This is a genomic window from Bacteroides sp. An269 (assembly GCF_002159755.1).
GTDB lineage: Bacteria > Bacteroidota > Bacteroidia > Bacteroidales > Bacteroidaceae > Phocaeicola > Phocaeicola intestinalis.
The window spans coordinates 16,525-33,261 of record NZ_NFJG01000023.1 but is presented as its reverse complement, the minus strand read 5'-3'; the positions used below and the strand labels follow the sequence as shown (position 1 = coordinate 33,261).

The following is a 16,737-nucleotide window of genomic DNA, read 5'->3' as shown; positions in this document are numbered from 1 at the left end:
TAATAACGAATTGAATAATATTATTTTAGCATCAAATATTCATCCCCCATATCGGATCCACATTCTGGTATTCCGGTCGGGGAATGTTCGGATCGCCATTTTCATAGCATTCCGCAGTATAGATATACGCCTTGCTATAAATATCCTTTATGGCTTTCGACATGCAGTCTATGTATCCGCAGTTAATCAGATAGCGTTCCAGTGCCATATAGAACTGCTCGGTATCATTCTGCAGGTCATCATCCAGATAATACAGCCCGGCAACCATCTCTTTATATGCATTTCCTTCCGTATGCATTTCTGTTGTTTTTCTGTAATACATCAGGGCCATTTCTGCCGGATAGTTACTGATGATATACCGCAAATTGGTCGGTTCAATGACCGACAGGATGTGGTTATAAAATTCGGTGCCTAAAGTTCCGAAATCGGGCTCAAGTCCTTCGCTTCCGATTTCACAGACACATAATTCCAAAACTTTTTTGATAGTCTGCATGTTCCTTCTTTCTTCCATGTCAGTCAAGGGCTCTTCCATAGAAATGTGGCGGGATGTGATGAAAGAGTTTAGGGCTATAAGAATCTTATTTTGTACAGCCTCTTCCGCGTCCATGTATTCGTATGCGAAATACAGGAATTTGAAGATTTGTGTCCAGGCAAACATCATCCGGTAGATTTCTGCAATATAACTGTTTGTGTGCAGCAGTTGGTTGGTATTGGTCGTTAGTACGGACAATATTCGTTGCAAGCAGAACATGGAGTCTTTCAAAAGGAATTCAATTAATTGCAATTTATCTTTTACAGTCAGGTAATCTTCCGTCATGCCGCATTCTTCCAGATTCATGCCAAACAGTTCCAATTTATTCTTTTTCAAAGGCTCTTTTAAGAAACGGGCGAATTTCTTATAAAATACAATGGGGGTATCAGTCCTGTACCTTATTTTTCGTTGTCCTTTGGCTACATGATATTCCATTAAATCGATGCCGTCAAACAGATAGTCTATGAACATATAGTTCCAGATGGCTTTCATGCGGGATTCCACAATCAGTTGTTGGACGGTTCGTTCTATATTGTAAGCAGATGACAGACGGTAAGAATATAGTTTTAGTATGTTCAAAGTTTCGGCCTTGCTGAAATCTTTAGGCATTAATGAGGGTCGGTATTTGAAGTGTCGGTAAATATATAGTTTTAGTTCCGTGGAAAGCATGATGATTTCTTCTATATCCGGATAAAGGGAAAGCTTTTCCAGGGAAATGTCTTCGTATGGTTTCAGAGAGAACAATCCTTTTAGGTCTTGTATCTCCGCTATACTGATATTCTCATTGTGGGCATAGAGGTATAAAGTGGCTTTTCGTGTTACCACATCAATGATTTTGCAGAGATATTCGGACAAGACTGGTATCCGGTGGTCTGTATGCGAAGGAAGCATTTTTTCTACCATGATATATCGGTTCAGCAGGCACAGGATTTTCTTCATACTGATAGAGGCGTCTTTCAGGAACGAACCTCTTTTATAGTATCTGGCGGCTGCCCAATAATACAATATCGCTTTTTCCAGTGAGGTCAGTTCCTCCATTCGTTCAAATTCTTTATTGCTGTCAGATAATTCTGCCAGTTGTTTTAAAAAGTCCTCTGTAAGTTCCGAATCTTTCCCTGAGCAGCTGAGCAGTACATTGCCCATGCCGTCCAATGTGATGGCTATGGTCTGCAGATAATTGGGCCTGAGAGAATAGGTCTGGGGAGACCAGTTAGCTTTTTTCAAAAAAGCACGTACTTTGGATACCTTATCTTCAATGTTCACTTTTTCCCCGAAGAAATATTCCAGCAGGATATGCATGCTTCGGTTGTAATATCGGCAGGAGAAGCAAGGAACAGAACATCCTTTTTGGAGCATTTCTTTCCGATGTCTGTTACATTTATCAACTTTGAAGTAGGACAAATTTTTCACATAAGATTTTTCAATGTTCCAGTTCCTGAGGAATTTTTTTGTATCCTCTTTATAGGATTTCAATGGCTCATCATCCAGTTTCATCTTGTCCACAATATCAATGAGACGTTTTTTTATTCTGTCCCATTGTTCCGTGTAATCCACATCTTTCCATCCGGCGATATCGTTGCCTAAATCGCTCCATAATATTCTGTTGATAACGCGTTCTATGGATTGTTGTGTCTTGATGTTTAGTCCGTTATCCCGGCAGAATTCTTCAATGTCGGTGTCAAACTCATACCCCCAGAAATAAAGCCCGGTCACAAATCGGTCTGAATTACGGTTGATGAGTCCGTTTTTGTAGTACAGGATTTCGGCAAGTCTCCTGAAGAAATCCACTAGAATGATGAATTTGTCTTTGGCATTGGTCACTCGATACAAATAACGGAATTCCGATTCTGCCACATCCACATTGGCTTTGGTAATTCCTCCCAGTTCGACTTTCTCCAATACGAACAGCTTGGCAAGGATAGCTTGGTAAACAAGCCGAAGGTCTTCCAAAAGGGACAACCGGAAAATCAGGTTACTTTTCTCCGGAGTCAGAATCCGTGACAGGCCGGTCACTAGTTCATCGCCCTGCATTTCATATTGGTCGGTCAAATGTTCACGGGTAGGCAACAGTTGGGTTTCTATCTCTTTCTCGAAATTTTTCTTTTCTTCAATCTCATCTTGTTTGGTGGCAAAATAGTTGGGATCTATCCCTTTGGGGGTACCTGTTTCATGTTCTTTATAGAGTACATATTTTTTATCTCGCCAGTCTTGTGATTTTTCCACACGGAGTTTAAGCCCTAATTTCGCTTCGTCCACATACCTGAAATCAATCAGCATGCAAATCAGTTCGTAGTAGATAACGTATGCGGAATTGTTGGTTTTACGGTGCTCATAGGTTAGCCCTAGCTTCAGCATATTCCGGATAAGGGGAAGGATGATATCTCCCGAAGCCATTTGTTCAGATGCCTCTTTCTGGTGAAGCAAATCTTTCAGGTAGGCTATGCTGTTCCGGTATTCCAAGGCTGAATCCAGATAATTTTCGTCCGTCATTTGCAAGTCACCCAGTACCTGATGGATTCTTGATAGAATGATGGCATAATGTTCATAGTTTGAATTCGTCTGCTTAAGCATATTGGAATAATGCACGAGCATACGTGTGAAATGCTTCTTGACTGAAAGAGACTCATCCAGTGTGAAGTTGAATATAGCGGCTATCTCTTCTGAATATTTGGAGAATATGGCAATTTCACTGGCTACACTTTTCCTGAATTTAAAATTATACAGTCCTGATGGAATGTTGGTCATATGGGTATGCACCATATAGGATAAAATCGTATGGATGAAGGTGCGCAACTCTGGGGTACGGTACACTTCCAGCAGTTCGGGTGCCTGCTCCAGATTTCTCCAGGAAAAACTGTAGCTGTGGTATTTATAGATATGATTCATTAGAAACGATGCGGATATCAATAGTTTGTCGCCGTATTGGCTGGCATTGTTGATGATAGCCTGCATGATAGGATAAGCCATATAGAAGATAAAAGCTATTTTCCGTTGATTGACATAATTGAAGGTCAACACATAGTTCTTGCTTGGATGCTTACGTTTGTCACGTGTTTTCCATCCATAGATATAAGGGGATTTATTTCCTTTGCGGTATAGGTTATCTTCAGTCCTCACATACATGCGGAAATAAGAAAGAATTTTCTGTGGTGACCCATTACTGATATGGGTCAGATAAATGGAGAAATAATGCAGGAATACGATTCCTCCTTTCAACCGCCATTCTTCTGCTGCACTGGAAGAAGGATTATCCTTTTCAAGCTCACGTAGGTACCTGTAATACCATTTCAACGAAGGATATTCAGGGGTGCTTATGCCGTATCGGTAATATTTTTCTTTCATTTTGTTCCGCAGATATTTTTTAGGCAGGAGCATTTTGCACAGATATTGTTCAGTCATGGAGATGACATTCATTTGTGTGCGGTTTGATGTCAGAAAGCTGTCCACATAAATTGCACCGCTAAAAACGCTGCTTATGGCGAATTCCCGGTCAGACAATCCGGCAAGGTAAGCATCGTACAGCTCACGCCCTGATATGAATATGAATTTGGCGCGTGCTGTAGAAATAAAATGTTTCATATTAGCAAGGAGGCGGAGCACATTGTCTTTCCTTTTGCGGGAACTGGAATCCCCGGAAAAGCCATTGGCAGTACCTTCAAATGTCGCGAATAGCTCATCTTCCGGTTCTTTGTTGCTCATCTCCGGATCTATCTTGTCCAACTCATCAAATACGATGACAAACTTGAGCGTATATGCGTTGATAATGCGGTCAAAATGCGATAATATGTCTATCAGTTCGCTTTCTATCTCGCGTACTTCCGCAATTGGATAGTTTTTCTTCCTTCGTTTCCCGAAAGTGATGTTGATGAAACCTTGGCTGCCTTCGGCTAATGGGGGCGTTTCTTCGTCAATTACGGTATGGATTCTGTCATTCAAAGTATTCAATTGTTTTCTTATCCATACATATTGCTTGATTCCTGGAATGAACAAGAACGTAATTCGCAGTAGTTTTCTGATGCATAGATAAATTAGAACAAAACAGATTATTTTGAAAAGAATAATATAGCCATTGCTTGTTTCTTTTAGTTGTATGAAAAAGGTTTTGAGATAAGAAGTAAGTGTTTGAAAGAAACCGGGTTTGCTGTTTTCTTGTAAGTGGATAAAAGACACCTCTCCTTTGGCTGCCATATCAGAGGCATTTGCAATATGAACTTCAGAAGTAGAAGAGGATGGGGATATTTGTTGTTCATAAATCTTTTGGACTACCTCTTTAATAGGGCCGTTTAATTGCTTCATGATTCCCAATGTGGCAAAACAACATACTAAAATGTAAAAATATGCGGGCAGAAAATACAGATGTTTGTTGGAAACGAAATTTTCCACCTCTGCTTTTATTCGTTTGGCTATTAGACACAGTATGTCTCTTTCTGTGAGGATTTCATGCCCTAAATTGATTTGGATGGCTATTCGCTGGGCCGTTTTTCTTCTATAATCTTTGAAAATGATTTTATTCAGGCGGCTACGCTCTTCTTTGTCTATTTTTCGAAGCCTGCCACAACATTCTGCAATGCATTCCTTTATAGATTTCCCTATATCACTGGTGCTATTCTTGCGCCATTCTCCATGCTGGATAATGTGCTTGACGAGACCGCAATACAAGCAAAAATATCCCCAACAATATCTTATGTGATATTTTTTTACATAGCAGAAAATAGAGAGCATAGCTAATGCTGCAAGCCCAATAAAAAGGTAATGAATATTATCAATAGGCTTTATTATGAAGAGGGAACAAAATAAAGCAATGGTTATCAAATGCAGTATAAAGAATATGAATTCAATTTTACTGCTTCTCCGTCGTTGTCTGGTGATATCGTATAATGCTTTTTCAACAAATGAAGATTTCCCCATCCCCCTATATCCAGCCACTAAGAACGAACCGGTTTTGTCTTTATTCGTAATCCAGTTCCTTAGCCTGTACAAAATATCTTCTCTTCCAATAAAAGCTTCATGAATATTTTGCTTATTCGTAAAACGTCTCTCTCGTAAAAAAGGAAGATAATAGTTCAAACGCTTGGTACGTGATGAGTACCGGTCAAAAGGGTTGGCATACTGTTGTTTCATAGTGCTTTTATATCTTTAATTGCGATGCTTTTCCTAGTAAGTCGTAAAAAAATGATTTTAATGAATCTTTGTAAAAACTATTTATATCTCCTGAATTTATATCTGCATTGATAGTATTAATAGCATCTTTAAATTTGAGGTCTTCCTCTGTTTTTGAATGGTTTTCCGCATCTTTTTGAATGTTATTTATTTGAGATCCTAATATTTCAATTTCTATTTGGTTTTTATTTATGTCTTGTTTATACAGCAAGCAGTCATTATAGCATTTTTCTAAAGTTTCAGCTTGTTTCTTCTTTAGTTGGCAAATTTTCTCATTATTGTTTACTGTGTTTCTTTGGTTTTCTTGTTCTTCTGAAAGAATTCTGATTTCTTCCCGAAGTTCATAAAAATTAGTCAGAGTCACTTTTTGGCGGTTTAAACAGGCTGATTTTAAATTCTGTTTCCTATTCTCAAGATATTTCACATCCTCTTCTTTGGATCTTTTTTCAAAGTTTAAATTTGCTGATTTTATTTTATCCGATATGGATTTTTCATATCTCATCAATTCAATGGAACATTTTAACATAACGGCTTCGATTTCTTTTGAATTGCGAAGCTTCCTCTTGAAAAAAGCAAACAATAAAGAAAAGAGGATCAATAAGTATCCCCCTAGTACTAATCTATATTTATAATTTGCAGAATAGTCTATAAGACTAATAAAATAGTGAAACAATGAATTCTGTTTAAAGCCAACTAACATTAAATGAAAATGATCACATATTATTCCATAAACCAATAATATCACCCAGCATAGGACGGCACAACCCAAAACAATACATATTGTTGTAAGCCATTGCACAGGAACTCCGCAAAACAAAGAATGTTCACGAATGTATTCGCATATTTTTCTTTCTCTGTATTGCTTGAATTTCTCAAGAGTATTAATCACATCTTTCATCTTGTTTCAATATTAAAGTTAACACTATTGCTAGATAGGGAGATAGACAAATGGAACATTAGTTGATTCCTTCCATATTAGCCTGCCCCAACAAATACCGACCAATCGGTTTGCAAAAATACAAAAAAAACACAAAACGCTCAATATGTGAGGTAAAAAAAGACACAACCTTTTGACAAGTCGTGTCTTTGACTACTGTGGATAGATGATTTTGCAGCATCTCATTTCGATACATGCGCTGATTACTAACAGTGTTATCTCCACTACATCAAGTGTACCCGTACTGGGAGCTCTACGATTGGGGGTACCTATTGTTTTAGAGGCAATAAACCTGAAGTTTAAAAATAATTGGTCTTGTTTTCATTTAACCATCCCTCATAGGCCAAGGATTGACAGGTGAATATCTGGCCTATTGTCATTTCAATTCATCATTGCCCTCTTTTTCTTCACTTTGGATACAAAGAATGGGAATTCCAACATTATTATTATCTGACAGGGTAAGCTTTTGGGGTAGATCCAAAAAATCAGAAATCTCATCAGAAGCTCTTGAGGCCTTTACATATCCATATTTGGATTTATTAAATACAGATTGAAATGAAATTTTCAGCAAATCCCAAATCATTTGTGACCAGCTGTCTCTGGGGGCACACTTGACAAAAGTCCGTCCGGTTTGGAATTCAACAAAATCTACCAATTGTGAGGCCAGACATTTTGATGCAACGAGTATATCATTGGGCATGGCACACCAAAACGGTGTACAAACAGCATTTCTATCTATCAACAAATACTGGGCACCTGCCGTTATGGCTTTAGGTATTACGCTTCTTTTCCTTCCGTTCAAGTTATTGGCTTTTCGATATATAAATTTAGGCCAATGGGTATATAAAAATAGCTGATGCATATCATTATAACCAATTTTATGATGGTAAATACTGTCCGTATTTCCATTCAGTTTCTTGGCTTGTAGTAGCAAAGCGTTATATACGACTTCTGCACCATGTATTTTTTTATATACAATGAGTAAATCTCCTATCTCAGGATCCTTTTTGTATCCTAACGATTTTTTTTCGCAAAATTCTGCAATAGGCTTTTGATGGAGGAAACAGCCTCCAACTTTGAAATTCAATGTGGGAAAAGTATGGTTGAGTATAGCTTCTAAGTGAGAAGGTAATTGATTAACGAGTGCTGCTATGTATGCAGGTTCATCAGGATTCGTAAGTCCTTTTATGCACTGCTTCAATGCATTCACAATTTCTACCTGCAATTTGTTCTTTAAATATGCCTCCATATAGTATTGTATAAACTGTTTTACATCTTCTTCCTATAGTTATAAACTAAAGACACATAGACTTTATCCCAAACCCCACAACAAACTCCACCACTTCTCCATGCTCCCTCACGACCTTCAGCATCCGTGCCGGAATACCATGAGTGAAACAACAGCGGATAAATTCTATCCCGATAAACACGCCCGTGTCCGAGTTCCCGGTCCCATGTTGCTCCTTGTTCCGAAAGGTTACTGTTCCCTCCATGGTTTCATGTCTTCGCTGCCGGTAGAGGGCTTCTTTCTGAAACACTTGGGTGATGTTGTTCCGTACAATTTCCACTTGTTGTCCTCCGTTTTGCAGAAAGTCCAGATAGTCCGCCAGTAGGTCTTCCGGACATCCGCTTTGCGACAGGGCTGTCTTAAGGTGTTGTATTTCCATTGGATTCATAAGCATTCCTTTTTACTTGGCAATAATCAGTTTTTTGTCTTTGATGATAAGCGTGTCTTTCCCGCCGTTTTTAATCAGGCTCACATTATCCAGGTCTATCATGCTGTTGGATATGGAAAAGTCCTGATGTATCGTATCGTTCCGCAGGAAATGGATGTTCTGTTTATACAGGTTCGGAATGGAAAAGAACAGGGTTATGATTCCACCTACACAACATATCATCAACAGTGTAAAGGCAACAAACCAGCGTTGATATTTTCTATCTTCTACCACCTTCACCTCAACAGGTGAAGGCTCTTCGTTGATTATCACCTTTTTCTGGCTGCACATCACGCGGCACCTCAAGTTGGGGAATTCATGCAGGCTGAACAGATCCTGAACCTGTTGCAGGAATTGCAGATATTGCTTGGTTTCCATTAGCACTTCCAGCTCCACTGTTACACGGATGACGCTTCGCTTCATTATCTTGGGCTTCCCTGATGCGCCTGCGGGCTTGGCGACATTAACGGGACGGATGTCTGACATCCTTGTGCCCACGCTCATGGCAAGCTCTACACCGGTGCTTCCCAAAGAGGGGGTATCCGTCGGATGCGTTCCATAAGGGGATGAGTTTTCCGTTCCCTCGTATTCTGCGATGAGGTCTGACATTTCACGCACCTCGGTCACTGCCACGTTCTTTGCTTCTGCATTGGCAAAGGTTTCCACTTTAGCCTTCACCCTGTCGGTCAAAAAGGCTTTTATCTTGTCTTCGCTTTTCTTATGGATAAGGTAGCTTGGATACTTCTTGGTGAAGCTCCGGGCTACGTTTTCCATATAGTCCATTGTATAGTCATATTTATCGTTAATCGACATATAAAACATCAACGAAATATGAAAATTATCAAGTAGAGTATTCATATTATCTAATTTATTTTTAGGGTTTTATTATTTCTATATCATCAGTAGGTATATAACCAATGAAAGAATTGAATACAGAAGAAATTTTACACCACTTTTTCTTTATAGAATTTATAATAATAGGCATCCCAAAGCTAATTTGTATGCTATCTGCTCCAACTTGCGTTAATTTCCCTTTAATAGACATGTATATATGTGAGCTGCAAAGAAATCCCTTGTCTCCAGGTTTTATTTTAAAATTAATTCTTGGGGTATAAAAATGTTCTTGTAAAAAAACATTGCTAATATTTTTGATTTCATTTATAGAGTATCCCATTTCAACTTGTTTAAATTTGTTATAACTACATCTTGTAGCAGATTTTTTAGTATCGGAATTATGTTCATCGCAATATATTTTCCCATAAATTTCTGCATCCTTACAATAAATCATATATATAGGTTTTTCTTTTTCATTATAATATATAATTTTTTTAAGATATCCACCGTCTGGCCAAGATTCTATGATTTTTCTAATATTATTTTGATTATCAAAATATATAGTAGATAATACGTTCATATCACTGTTTATCTCTCCTACAAGTGCATAATGACACATATCTTCAGAGTCTAAGAATTCTTCATTTACACATCGTCCCAGACTATCAATAAGTGTAAGATATGCAACGCGAAGTGGCATCTTATTTATACAATTGACTTCTCGTTGAAAAACATTTCGATTTTGTGATAATCCAACAGCTACAGATAACAACTGTAACAAAGCTAAAATGATTATTTTCATATATTTTCTTATTTTAATTCCCAAAAATGAATTGATTTTGCATGATTCCAATAATTATGTTTGCCTATTGCATTTCCATTATACCACAAGGTCGCATGTCCGCTTGCCCATCTATAATTATTAGACTCAAGAATGTAGATTCCCTTTTTTTCTTTAAGTTTCGAATAAACATCATTAAAGCAAGAAGGAGAATTAATTACGATATCAGCTTTTCCAAAGACTGAATCAGAAGACAACCATTTTAACAGTTTAATAGCACTTGTTATAATGCCCTTCCCTTTATATTCACCTTTCTGTATGACAAAATCTCCTTTTACTTTTATATTCGCACCTAATAACGCAATAGACACTCTTGTAGCACAAGCATTTATAAAAACCCGTCTATCATAATTTTCACCAAAGAGTTTTTTAAAAATACTAACCGCAGGTTCATCGTTTTCATTTAATAAACCTGCATTTATTTTGGGATAATGTTTATATACATCAATCCATTTAGGTCTATTTATTTGCAATGAAGTTGATTTAAAACTTTCAACTTCAACAATAATATCTACCATTCTAACGCAAATTTAAAGTATATTTCTCAAAAACATTTTCAATAATAACTTCATTGTTATTATTAACTCGTCCTATAATCTGTATTTGATTCGTTTCTATTGCAATAGAAGTTAAATCATTTCTTTTTATTGATATGGCTATGCATTCGCCGGGCATATATCCATGAGTTTTAATATGTAAATTTAGATCAATATAATGTCTTGATTTCTTTTTCAAACGAATAAAATCTTTACTATACGTCCAATAAACTTCAGTGATTCCTTTATCCTTAATTTGCATAATAGGAGAGATAGACTGTTTTTGCATGATGTCACTGATTTTCCACACTTTTTCTCTAACCTCCAGATTATTCCTCTTGATAATCCCCGGCGACAGGTACACAGTCATCACCATCGGAGAGTTCACGGCACTCATGCTTTCCTCTATCTTCAAACAGAAGCAGTCCCAAAACCGGAAAATATCCACCACCTCATTTTCGTTATAGATGAAATGAATTTCCCCATAGTGCATGGATCCTTCGTTCAGCCAGTCATAAAAAAACTGCTCGTCACCGCTGCATTCAAACATGAGTGTAATCAGGTCTCCCTCAACCGGCAGATTTTCCCGGTTTCCTATTTCTTCGCAAACTTGTATATGCAGCTGTATGATTCGCCCCAAATTCGGATCGTCACAGTGCCGGAGATGACACCGGTAGCTGTAATAGAGCAACGGTATCTCTTTGCCTCCGATTTTTAATATTGCCTGATAAATCATAACTGTAAAGTTTCAAATGAACGATTAGGGTAACAGCTCACGGCTGATCCAGTAATAGGTCTGCCCGTTGGATTTGAACGACTTGCCGGCGGCTTCGTCCAGCATTTTCTTCTTTTCCTTGAAGTATTCAATCAGCTTGTCCAGTTCCACGTCCGTAATCATATCCCTGTCTTTCAGGTCCTTGACCCGGTACACCTCAAAAAACGGATAATCCGCCGGACAGGAGGTAAACCGTTGCAAGGCTGCTGATATGGGCATTCTCAAAAAGGCCTTCCTCTTCACTTTGCAATACTTATCCGTGTTGCGTTCTGACAGGAAATGCCGCACCAGCTTTCTCCGCACACGGCGGGTAGAGGCATATTCCGGCACGTTTAGGCTGTCCGTCTTCACGCGTACGGTGGATTCTTCGGTATCTGTTTCGAAGTAGTCGTCCGGGCAGTCGCAGATGTCCACTTTCGCCTGTTTTTTCTTCTTGACGGCCTCGTATTTATAGTCCACAATCAGCTTGGCGGGTTCCTCCACATATTTTCTCAGGCGCTTGAACTCGTCTTCGTTGGCAAGCAGATAATAGTTCAGTGTCCGTGATAGCGAGTCTGGTAACACGACAGGCTGTGCCGGTAGGTTCCAGGCTGGTTCGACACCCGGAAGCACAGACAATATCGGTTGCACCCCTGCCTGGCGGATGTGGTAGTAGTCCGTCATAGTCGAGTCCGCCTTATACCGTTGGGTTCCCACTTCGTCGAATGCCCTTGTCAGGCTATTGCTCAGCAGGGTGTTGTCAAACTTCACTTGTAGCAGCATGGAATCCAAGGCGGAGGTCAGCCCTTCCAGTTCCAGCGATTCGTTCTTTTGCGGAAACACCAGCCATCCCTGTGTCATGCTCCGGTTGGGGAAGTCCAGGCAATAGGTGTTATGGCCCACTTCCGCGTATTCGTTTTCATTCCGGACTTGCTCGGGATATACGACCAGTTCCTGTTTCTTCCGGCTGATACGTGGTGCCGAGCAGTCTATCATGTTCCCGATTTGCAGCACAAAGTTGTTGAAGTTGTCCGGCTCTCCTCCGTAAAGCTGGAAACCCAGCAGGCGGCAGTTGTTCTTCACCAGCTTGTTCACCAGAGTAGAGTCCGCCCATTCGCTGTTGAATCCTTTGTCGCCGATGACGACCAGGATGTTTGTCTCGTCTGGGCATTTGTTGAACTGTTCCACCCCGATTTGAACACCTGACCAGCTGCCGAACCGTCCGTATGTAGGTTTCAGTTGCTTGGCGTTACGTGCCTTGGCGGAAAGGAAGTCAAGCAGTTCCATGTAGTCGGGAGTCAGTTTGCAGATGGGGTCTGTCGGGCTGTCCGGTTCGTTGAAGGTCAGTACGGCGCCAAACCTGAAAGAAAAGCTCTCGTCATTTACCAGTTGCGACTGCAATCCCTGAATGGCGTTCACCACGGCAGGAAACTGCTGGATGGTGTTCTCTTTTCCTTCCAGTACAAACACCAGGTTTATTTTCTGCAAGTCCTTCTCTATCTTATTCTTGAAAGTGCTGTAATAAATCGGATTGCCATTTACGTTCAGCACATAGCTTTCCTGTTTGTCAATGACCGGCATCGGAATCTGTGTCTTGAAACACAGGCTCGTGTCATTCTCTTTGTAAAACAATACAGGACTGTACTGTATGGCAGGCTGGCTCTCTGCAAATTCCAGTTTCTGCCTCATGTCGCCGGCCGACAGCTGCAAGGTGTCCTTTCGTTCCCTGTCTTTGAAGATGAGCGTACTGTCCGGCAGCGAGGCTATATCTATATGGAGTTGTTGCCTGGCAGCGGTCAGCAGTCGTTTGTCTATCCATCCGACAGCCGTCTGTCCTATGCTGTCTGCGTCAAGCTGCGGTTTGTTTGCCACGAGTACACATCCCTTGTCCTCCGACGTTTTATAAGGATACACGATACTGCAAAACGGAATCTTGCCGGCTTCCTGTGTCAGGTCGGTATTTTCAAACAGTTTCACAGAATCATTGGCAAAATACGCTGAGGGGTTGGCCAATGCCACGGTGTCGCTCAGCATGACCACTTGCTTGTTCTTGAATCCCGTGAGGACATCGGTAAATCCGCTCCGGGTCAGCAGCAGGTCGTTCTGGTTCATCCAGCCGCAATACTGGGCCTGTTTCCATTCTTTCAGCTTCCCGTTCTTCAGAATGGCGGGATTATATTGGATCAGTTTGAGCCAGTTCCCTTTCCGTTTGATGACCAGAAAGGCATCCATGTATTCTACGGTCTGCATCTCGTTTTTTCCGCTCGGACTCAGATAGCTTGTCCCTTGTTCCTTGGCGAAGACAATCCACGGATGATGCTTGAACAGCGACAGGCTGCGGGGGGCTTTCACTCCTTCCACCGAATAGTTCCGCACATATTCGCGCGGAACATTCTTCACCCGTGTAAAACGGTGTACCGGCCCGCAGGCTGTCAGGCAGGCAATGCTGAAAATACACCCTGTCTGGAGCAGATGCGATATAAAGTTCTTTTTCATGGCTCGTTACTTTTTTGATTCGGAAAAACGTTCGTGTTGGGTCACCATTAGCTGCATGACGCATTCGTTGTTCAGGTCATCGCCCATATCGACAAACACTTCATCAATCACGGTTTTCTTTCGCGCAATGATTTTCAGCCCCTGGCAGTAAGAATAGAAGTCATTCTTTTTATGGTTGTTGACTGTGACGGCTATGTCCGGATTTCCACAGAGATATTTCTTCAGGATATAGTTATAATGGGTATTGAACGGTCTGCCGTCCACGATGGCCTGCAAATGTTCTCGGATATCGTTCCCGATAATGACAAGCACGTCCGTAGAGTCGTTTTCTGTGTACTGGGAAAGGATTTTAATCGTGTGCCGTACGGGGTATTGTGTGTCTTCCGTAGTCAGCAGCACTTCATATTCGCCTGGTTCCGAATAGGCATAGAGCGGATTTTGTTCTCGGGAGTCAACGATTCCTGACTCGCCGAATTGCCACCGCCACTCTTTCGAGGGGCCGTATCCTTTGAAAGACACGATTTCACCTTGGAAAGCGCTTGCCGGAACTTTCATTTTTACAAGCTGATCGCTCCCGTAAGTGTTTGTTTTCTTCCGTACGGTGATAATCTGCTTCTTTTCCAGCGAATGGTCCACTTGCAGGCGTACCTGGTAACGCCCCGGTTCTTTGAACACATATTGCCCGTTTCGTTCGTGTGATACATCCCCGTTGCCGAACTCCCAGAGCCATGAGTTTGCCCTGCGGGTACTGTCCGCATAATAGATAGGTTCTCCGACCTCCACTTCTATGGGGGTCAGTGTCATCCGCACGGTCCGGCTGGAGAAAAATATCCGGATCAGCACGGCAATAAGTATGCACAGCAGCATGGCTGCCGCTACAAACAGAATCTTTCTGGTATAAATCTTTCCCATGTCATTCATTTTTTAGTGCCTGAACGCAAGTCTTCTTCTTTTTTCTGCAATCCGATCTCGCATTCTTCCAGATTGGCTTTGAACAGTTGTATGTTTTGTTCGATACTCCACAATTGTTTTTTGTCTGCCAACCACATGGCATAAAAGTCGGCTATGTGCATAAACAGCTTGTACCGTTTGTCCCAGCTGTTTCTTTCGTATGTGTTGCGCAGGTTGTTTATCAGGTAGTGGATATCGTCTTCTTCATATTGGGCATGTACCCCCGGTTCGAAGGTCTCGATTTTACGGAACAGGGAATCTATGGCCAGTTGGCTGCCGGCTTGTTCCTGTTGGAAATCTTTAATGCGGTCCATTTTTATTTTCACGAACTCCTTCTCTTCAAACATTTTGAAATCCGAATTCCACATGAATATTGCCAGGCAACATACCACGGTTGTTACGAAAAAGAACAGGAATACATAAATATGCCCCATCAGGGTCTCCCGCTTGTTCAGTGTTTTTTTATTGTCATTCATAATATGCAGTTTTATTTGTTGCTGTTGGAACCGACATTCAGATTGCGCCGTGTCTTCCAGTTGTCTTGGATACATTGCATCAGGTCTTTCTTTACCATCTCTTCCTGGATGCTTAGCAGGCGGATGGAGTCTTTTACACTCAGGAACATGTTGATGTTTCCCAGCAGTTGCTTGTAAAGCCTGCAATCCTTGTCATCCATACTTTGCATGTACTTCAACAGGTTCATTTTCCGCACGCTGACAACGCTTTGCAGAAGGACATCGTTAATCTGTGGCGAGGTGTTCATCAGCTTCATGTACTGATAGACCGAATCCACGCTGTTTGACAACGAAAGTTCTTTGGCATAGACATAGTCATACTTCAATGTCTGTTCCGTGATCCGTTTCACTTCCGTACTGGACGTTTTAAGGAAACTGGCAAATATGGCCACGGCAAGAATGACGCAACCTGTCAGGTAACAGGAAAATTTCAGATAGGCTTTCCTTACTTCCGTATTATTTCTCGGTTTCATATCGGATAGGTGTTTTATGGGTTACAAATAAGTGCTGATTCCTAAATAGGCTCCTTGTTCCGTTGGATTTCCCAACTTGAACTGGGCGTCCTCCTGCTGTATGATATAACGGACTTGTATTTCTTTGTCGGCAGGCAGGAACAGGTCCATCAGGTCGCAGAGTATCTGGTGGTCAATGGTATCGGAGAATAGGGTCTCCATTTTCTGTGCCGATAGCGGGCCGATTTCCAACAGCATTTGGTAAGTGCCGTCGGCAAAACGGTTCCCCAGGACCATGGTGTCTCCCAAAAGGCATTCTCCCAGTTTAGGGACAAGATGCGGGTCCGCTTCCACCACGCTTTTCTCACCTTTCTGCAGGTGGATAGGCACTCCGGTCAGCATGCTCATGCACTCGCTTATTTGGGAAGGACTGACGGTAATCTGTTCCATATAGGCAAGCATGCGGATAAGCATAATCGCCAGATGGACCGGCAGCAGTTTCAGCACCGGCCACTGGTCGGAGAATATGCTTACAAAGTCCGGATGTACGTTCATTTCATCGATACGTCGTTCCTTGTTTTGGAAACTCACCAGCATATAGTCCAGGGTTATCTCGAAAGGCTTGAAAAAGCGCCGGGCATAGAACTCTTCGTCCCGGTGGATCCGGATTTCATCCAGTATCTGCTCTTTGGAGCTTTTGTCTGACTGGTAGAGGTTCTTATGAAAAATGCCTTCAGGCAGTGTGTCATAAATACTCCGCCTGTTCACGTAGAGATACAGGTAATCTGTCAGGTCGTATTGGGAATATTCCGAGTGGGCATCATGGATGTCTTTCGAAAAGCCACGCCGTATATCCCCCAATCTGGAAATGAGGGTGCGCTCCGCGTCGTAGCCGCTTTCTTTCAGTCCGCTGGCCACCACTTCCGCCTTGAAATCGGTGTCCGGCAAATTGAACGAATGGGGGCGTTCGTCAAAACATACGATTTTGTCAGTTTCTTCTGCCATAACTTTTCG

13 protein-coding genes are annotated in these 16,737 nt (G+C 41.3%); all 13 read right to left on the bottom strand.

Annotation, left to right across the window (positions count from 1 at the left end; genetic code table 11):
- Positions 1–31: 31 nt before the first annotated feature.
- The 13 genes from B5F71_RS06815 to B5F71_RS06755 all read right to left on the bottom strand — a co-directional run bounded on the left by B5F71_RS06815 (position 32) and on the right by B5F71_RS06755 (position 16,728).
- A complete protein-coding gene (locus B5F71_RS06815) occupies positions 32–4,468 on the bottom strand; it encodes an ATP-binding protein (RefSeq protein WP_241148571.1) in 4,437 nt (1,478 codons plus the stop codon).
- Between the two features lie 1,192 nt (positions 4,469–5,660).
- Entirely contained in the window at positions 5,661–6,590 is a 930-nt protein-coding gene (locus B5F71_RS06810) for a hypothetical protein (RefSeq protein WP_087208691.1), read from the bottom strand.
- Positions 6,591–7,005: 415 nt separating this feature from the next.
- Complete coding sequence (locus tag B5F71_RS06805; protein WP_087208689.1) at positions 7,006–7,878, bottom strand: hypothetical protein; 873 nt, start codon at positions 7,876–7,878, stop codon at positions 7,006–7,008.
- A gap of 46 nt (positions 7,879–7,924) precedes the next feature.
- Complete coding sequence (locus tag B5F71_RS06800; protein WP_087208719.1) at positions 7,925–8,305, bottom strand: hypothetical protein; 381 nt, start codon at positions 8,303–8,305, stop codon at positions 7,925–7,927.
- A gap of 12 nt (positions 8,306–8,317) precedes the next feature.
- Complete coding sequence (locus B5F71_RS06795) at positions 8,318–9,202, bottom strand: translation initiation factor 2 (RefSeq protein WP_087208687.1); 885 nt, start codon at positions 9,200–9,202, stop codon at positions 8,318–8,320.
- A 16-nt stretch (positions 9,203–9,218) separates the two neighbouring features.
- Positions 9,219–9,980, bottom strand: a complete 762-nt coding sequence (locus B5F71_RS06790; protein WP_143269858.1) for a hypothetical protein — start codon at positions 9,978–9,980, stop codon at positions 9,219–9,221.
- An 8-nt stretch (positions 9,981–9,988) separates the two neighbouring features.
- On the bottom strand, positions 9,989–10,537 hold the full coding sequence (locus B5F71_RS06785) for a T6SS effector amidase Tae4 family protein (protein ID WP_087208682.1): 549 nt from the start codon (positions 10,535–10,537) through the stop codon (positions 9,989–9,991).
- 1 nt (position 10,538) lies between these two features.
- A complete protein-coding gene (tssD, locus tag B5F71_RS06780) occupies positions 10,539–11,291 on the bottom strand; it encodes a type VI secretion system tube protein TssD (RefSeq protein ID WP_087208679.1) in 753 nt (250 codons plus the stop codon).
- Positions 11,292–11,315: 24 nt separating this feature from the next.
- Positions 11,316–13,805 (bottom strand): type VI secretion system protein TssR domain-containing protein, encoded by a 2,490-nt coding sequence (tssR, locus tag B5F71_RS06775; RefSeq protein ID WP_087208677.1) that lies wholly within the window; start codon positions 13,803–13,805, stop codon positions 11,316–11,318.
- A gap of 6 nt (positions 13,806–13,811) precedes the next feature.
- Entirely contained in the window at positions 13,812–14,717 is a 906-nt protein-coding gene (locus B5F71_RS06770) for a PKD domain-containing protein (protein WP_087208717.1), read from the bottom strand.
- A 5-nt stretch (positions 14,718–14,722) separates the two neighbouring features.
- Positions 14,723–15,232 (bottom strand): type VI secretion system transmembrane protein TssO, encoded by a 510-nt coding sequence (locus tag B5F71_RS06765; RefSeq protein ID WP_087208675.1) that lies wholly within the window; start codon positions 15,230–15,232, stop codon positions 14,723–14,725.
- An 11-nt stretch (positions 15,233–15,243) separates the two neighbouring features.
- Entirely contained in the window at positions 15,244–15,744 is a 501-nt protein-coding gene (locus B5F71_RS06760) for a type VI secretion system TssO (RefSeq protein WP_087208674.1), read from the bottom strand.
- A gap of 21 nt (positions 15,745–15,765) precedes the next feature.
- Complete coding sequence (locus B5F71_RS06755) at positions 15,766–16,728, bottom strand: type VI secretion system baseplate subunit TssG (protein ID WP_087208672.1); 963 nt, start codon at positions 16,726–16,728, stop codon at positions 15,766–15,768.
- Positions 16,729–16,737 lie beyond the last annotated feature (9 nt).

What these genes read in the sequence shown, in the direction of transcription:
- B5F71_RS06810 (WP_087208691.1), bottom strand. Translation starts at nt 6,590, where the DNA reads ATGAAAGATGTGATTAATACTCTTGAGAAATTCAAGCAATACAGAGAA.
- B5F71_RS06805 (WP_087208689.1), bottom strand. Translation starts at nt 7,878, where the DNA reads ATGGAGGCATATTTAAAGAACAAATTGCAGGTAGAAATTGTGAATGCA.
- B5F71_RS06800 (WP_087208719.1), bottom strand. Translation starts at nt 8,305, where the DNA reads ATGAATCCAATGGAAATACAACACCTTAAGACAGCCCTGTCGCAAAGC.
- B5F71_RS06795 (WP_087208687.1), bottom strand. Translation starts at nt 9,202, where the DNA reads ATGAATACTCTACTTGATAATTTTCATATTTCGTTGATGTTTTATATG.
- B5F71_RS06790 (WP_143269858.1), bottom strand. Translation starts at nt 9,980, where the DNA reads ATGAAAATAATCATTTTAGCTTTGTTACAGTTGTTATCTGTAGCTGTT.
- B5F71_RS06785 (WP_087208682.1), bottom strand. Translation starts at nt 10,537, where the DNA reads ATGGTAGATATTATTGTTGAAGTTGAAAGTTTTAAATCAACTTCATTG.
- tssD (WP_087208679.1), bottom strand. Translation starts at nt 11,291, where the DNA reads ATGATTTATCAGGCAATATTAAAAATCGGAGGCAAAGAGATACCGTTG.
- tssR (WP_087208677.1), bottom strand. Translation starts at nt 13,805, where the DNA reads ATGAAAAAGAACTTTATATCGCATCTGCTCCAGACAGGGTGTATTTTC.
- B5F71_RS06770 (WP_087208717.1), bottom strand. Translation starts at nt 14,717, where the DNA reads ATGGGAAAGATTTATACCAGAAAGATTCTGTTTGTAGCGGCAGCCATG.
- B5F71_RS06765 (WP_087208675.1), bottom strand. Translation starts at nt 15,232, where the DNA reads ATGAATGACAATAAAAAAACACTGAACAAGCGGGAGACCCTGATGGGG.
- B5F71_RS06760 (WP_087208674.1), bottom strand. Translation starts at nt 15,744, where the DNA reads ATGAAACCGAGAAATAATACGGAAGTAAGGAAAGCCTATCTGAAATTT.
- B5F71_RS06755 (WP_087208672.1), bottom strand. Translation starts at nt 16,728, where the DNA reads ATGGCAGAAGAAACTGACAAAATCGTATGTTTTGACGAACGCCCCCAT.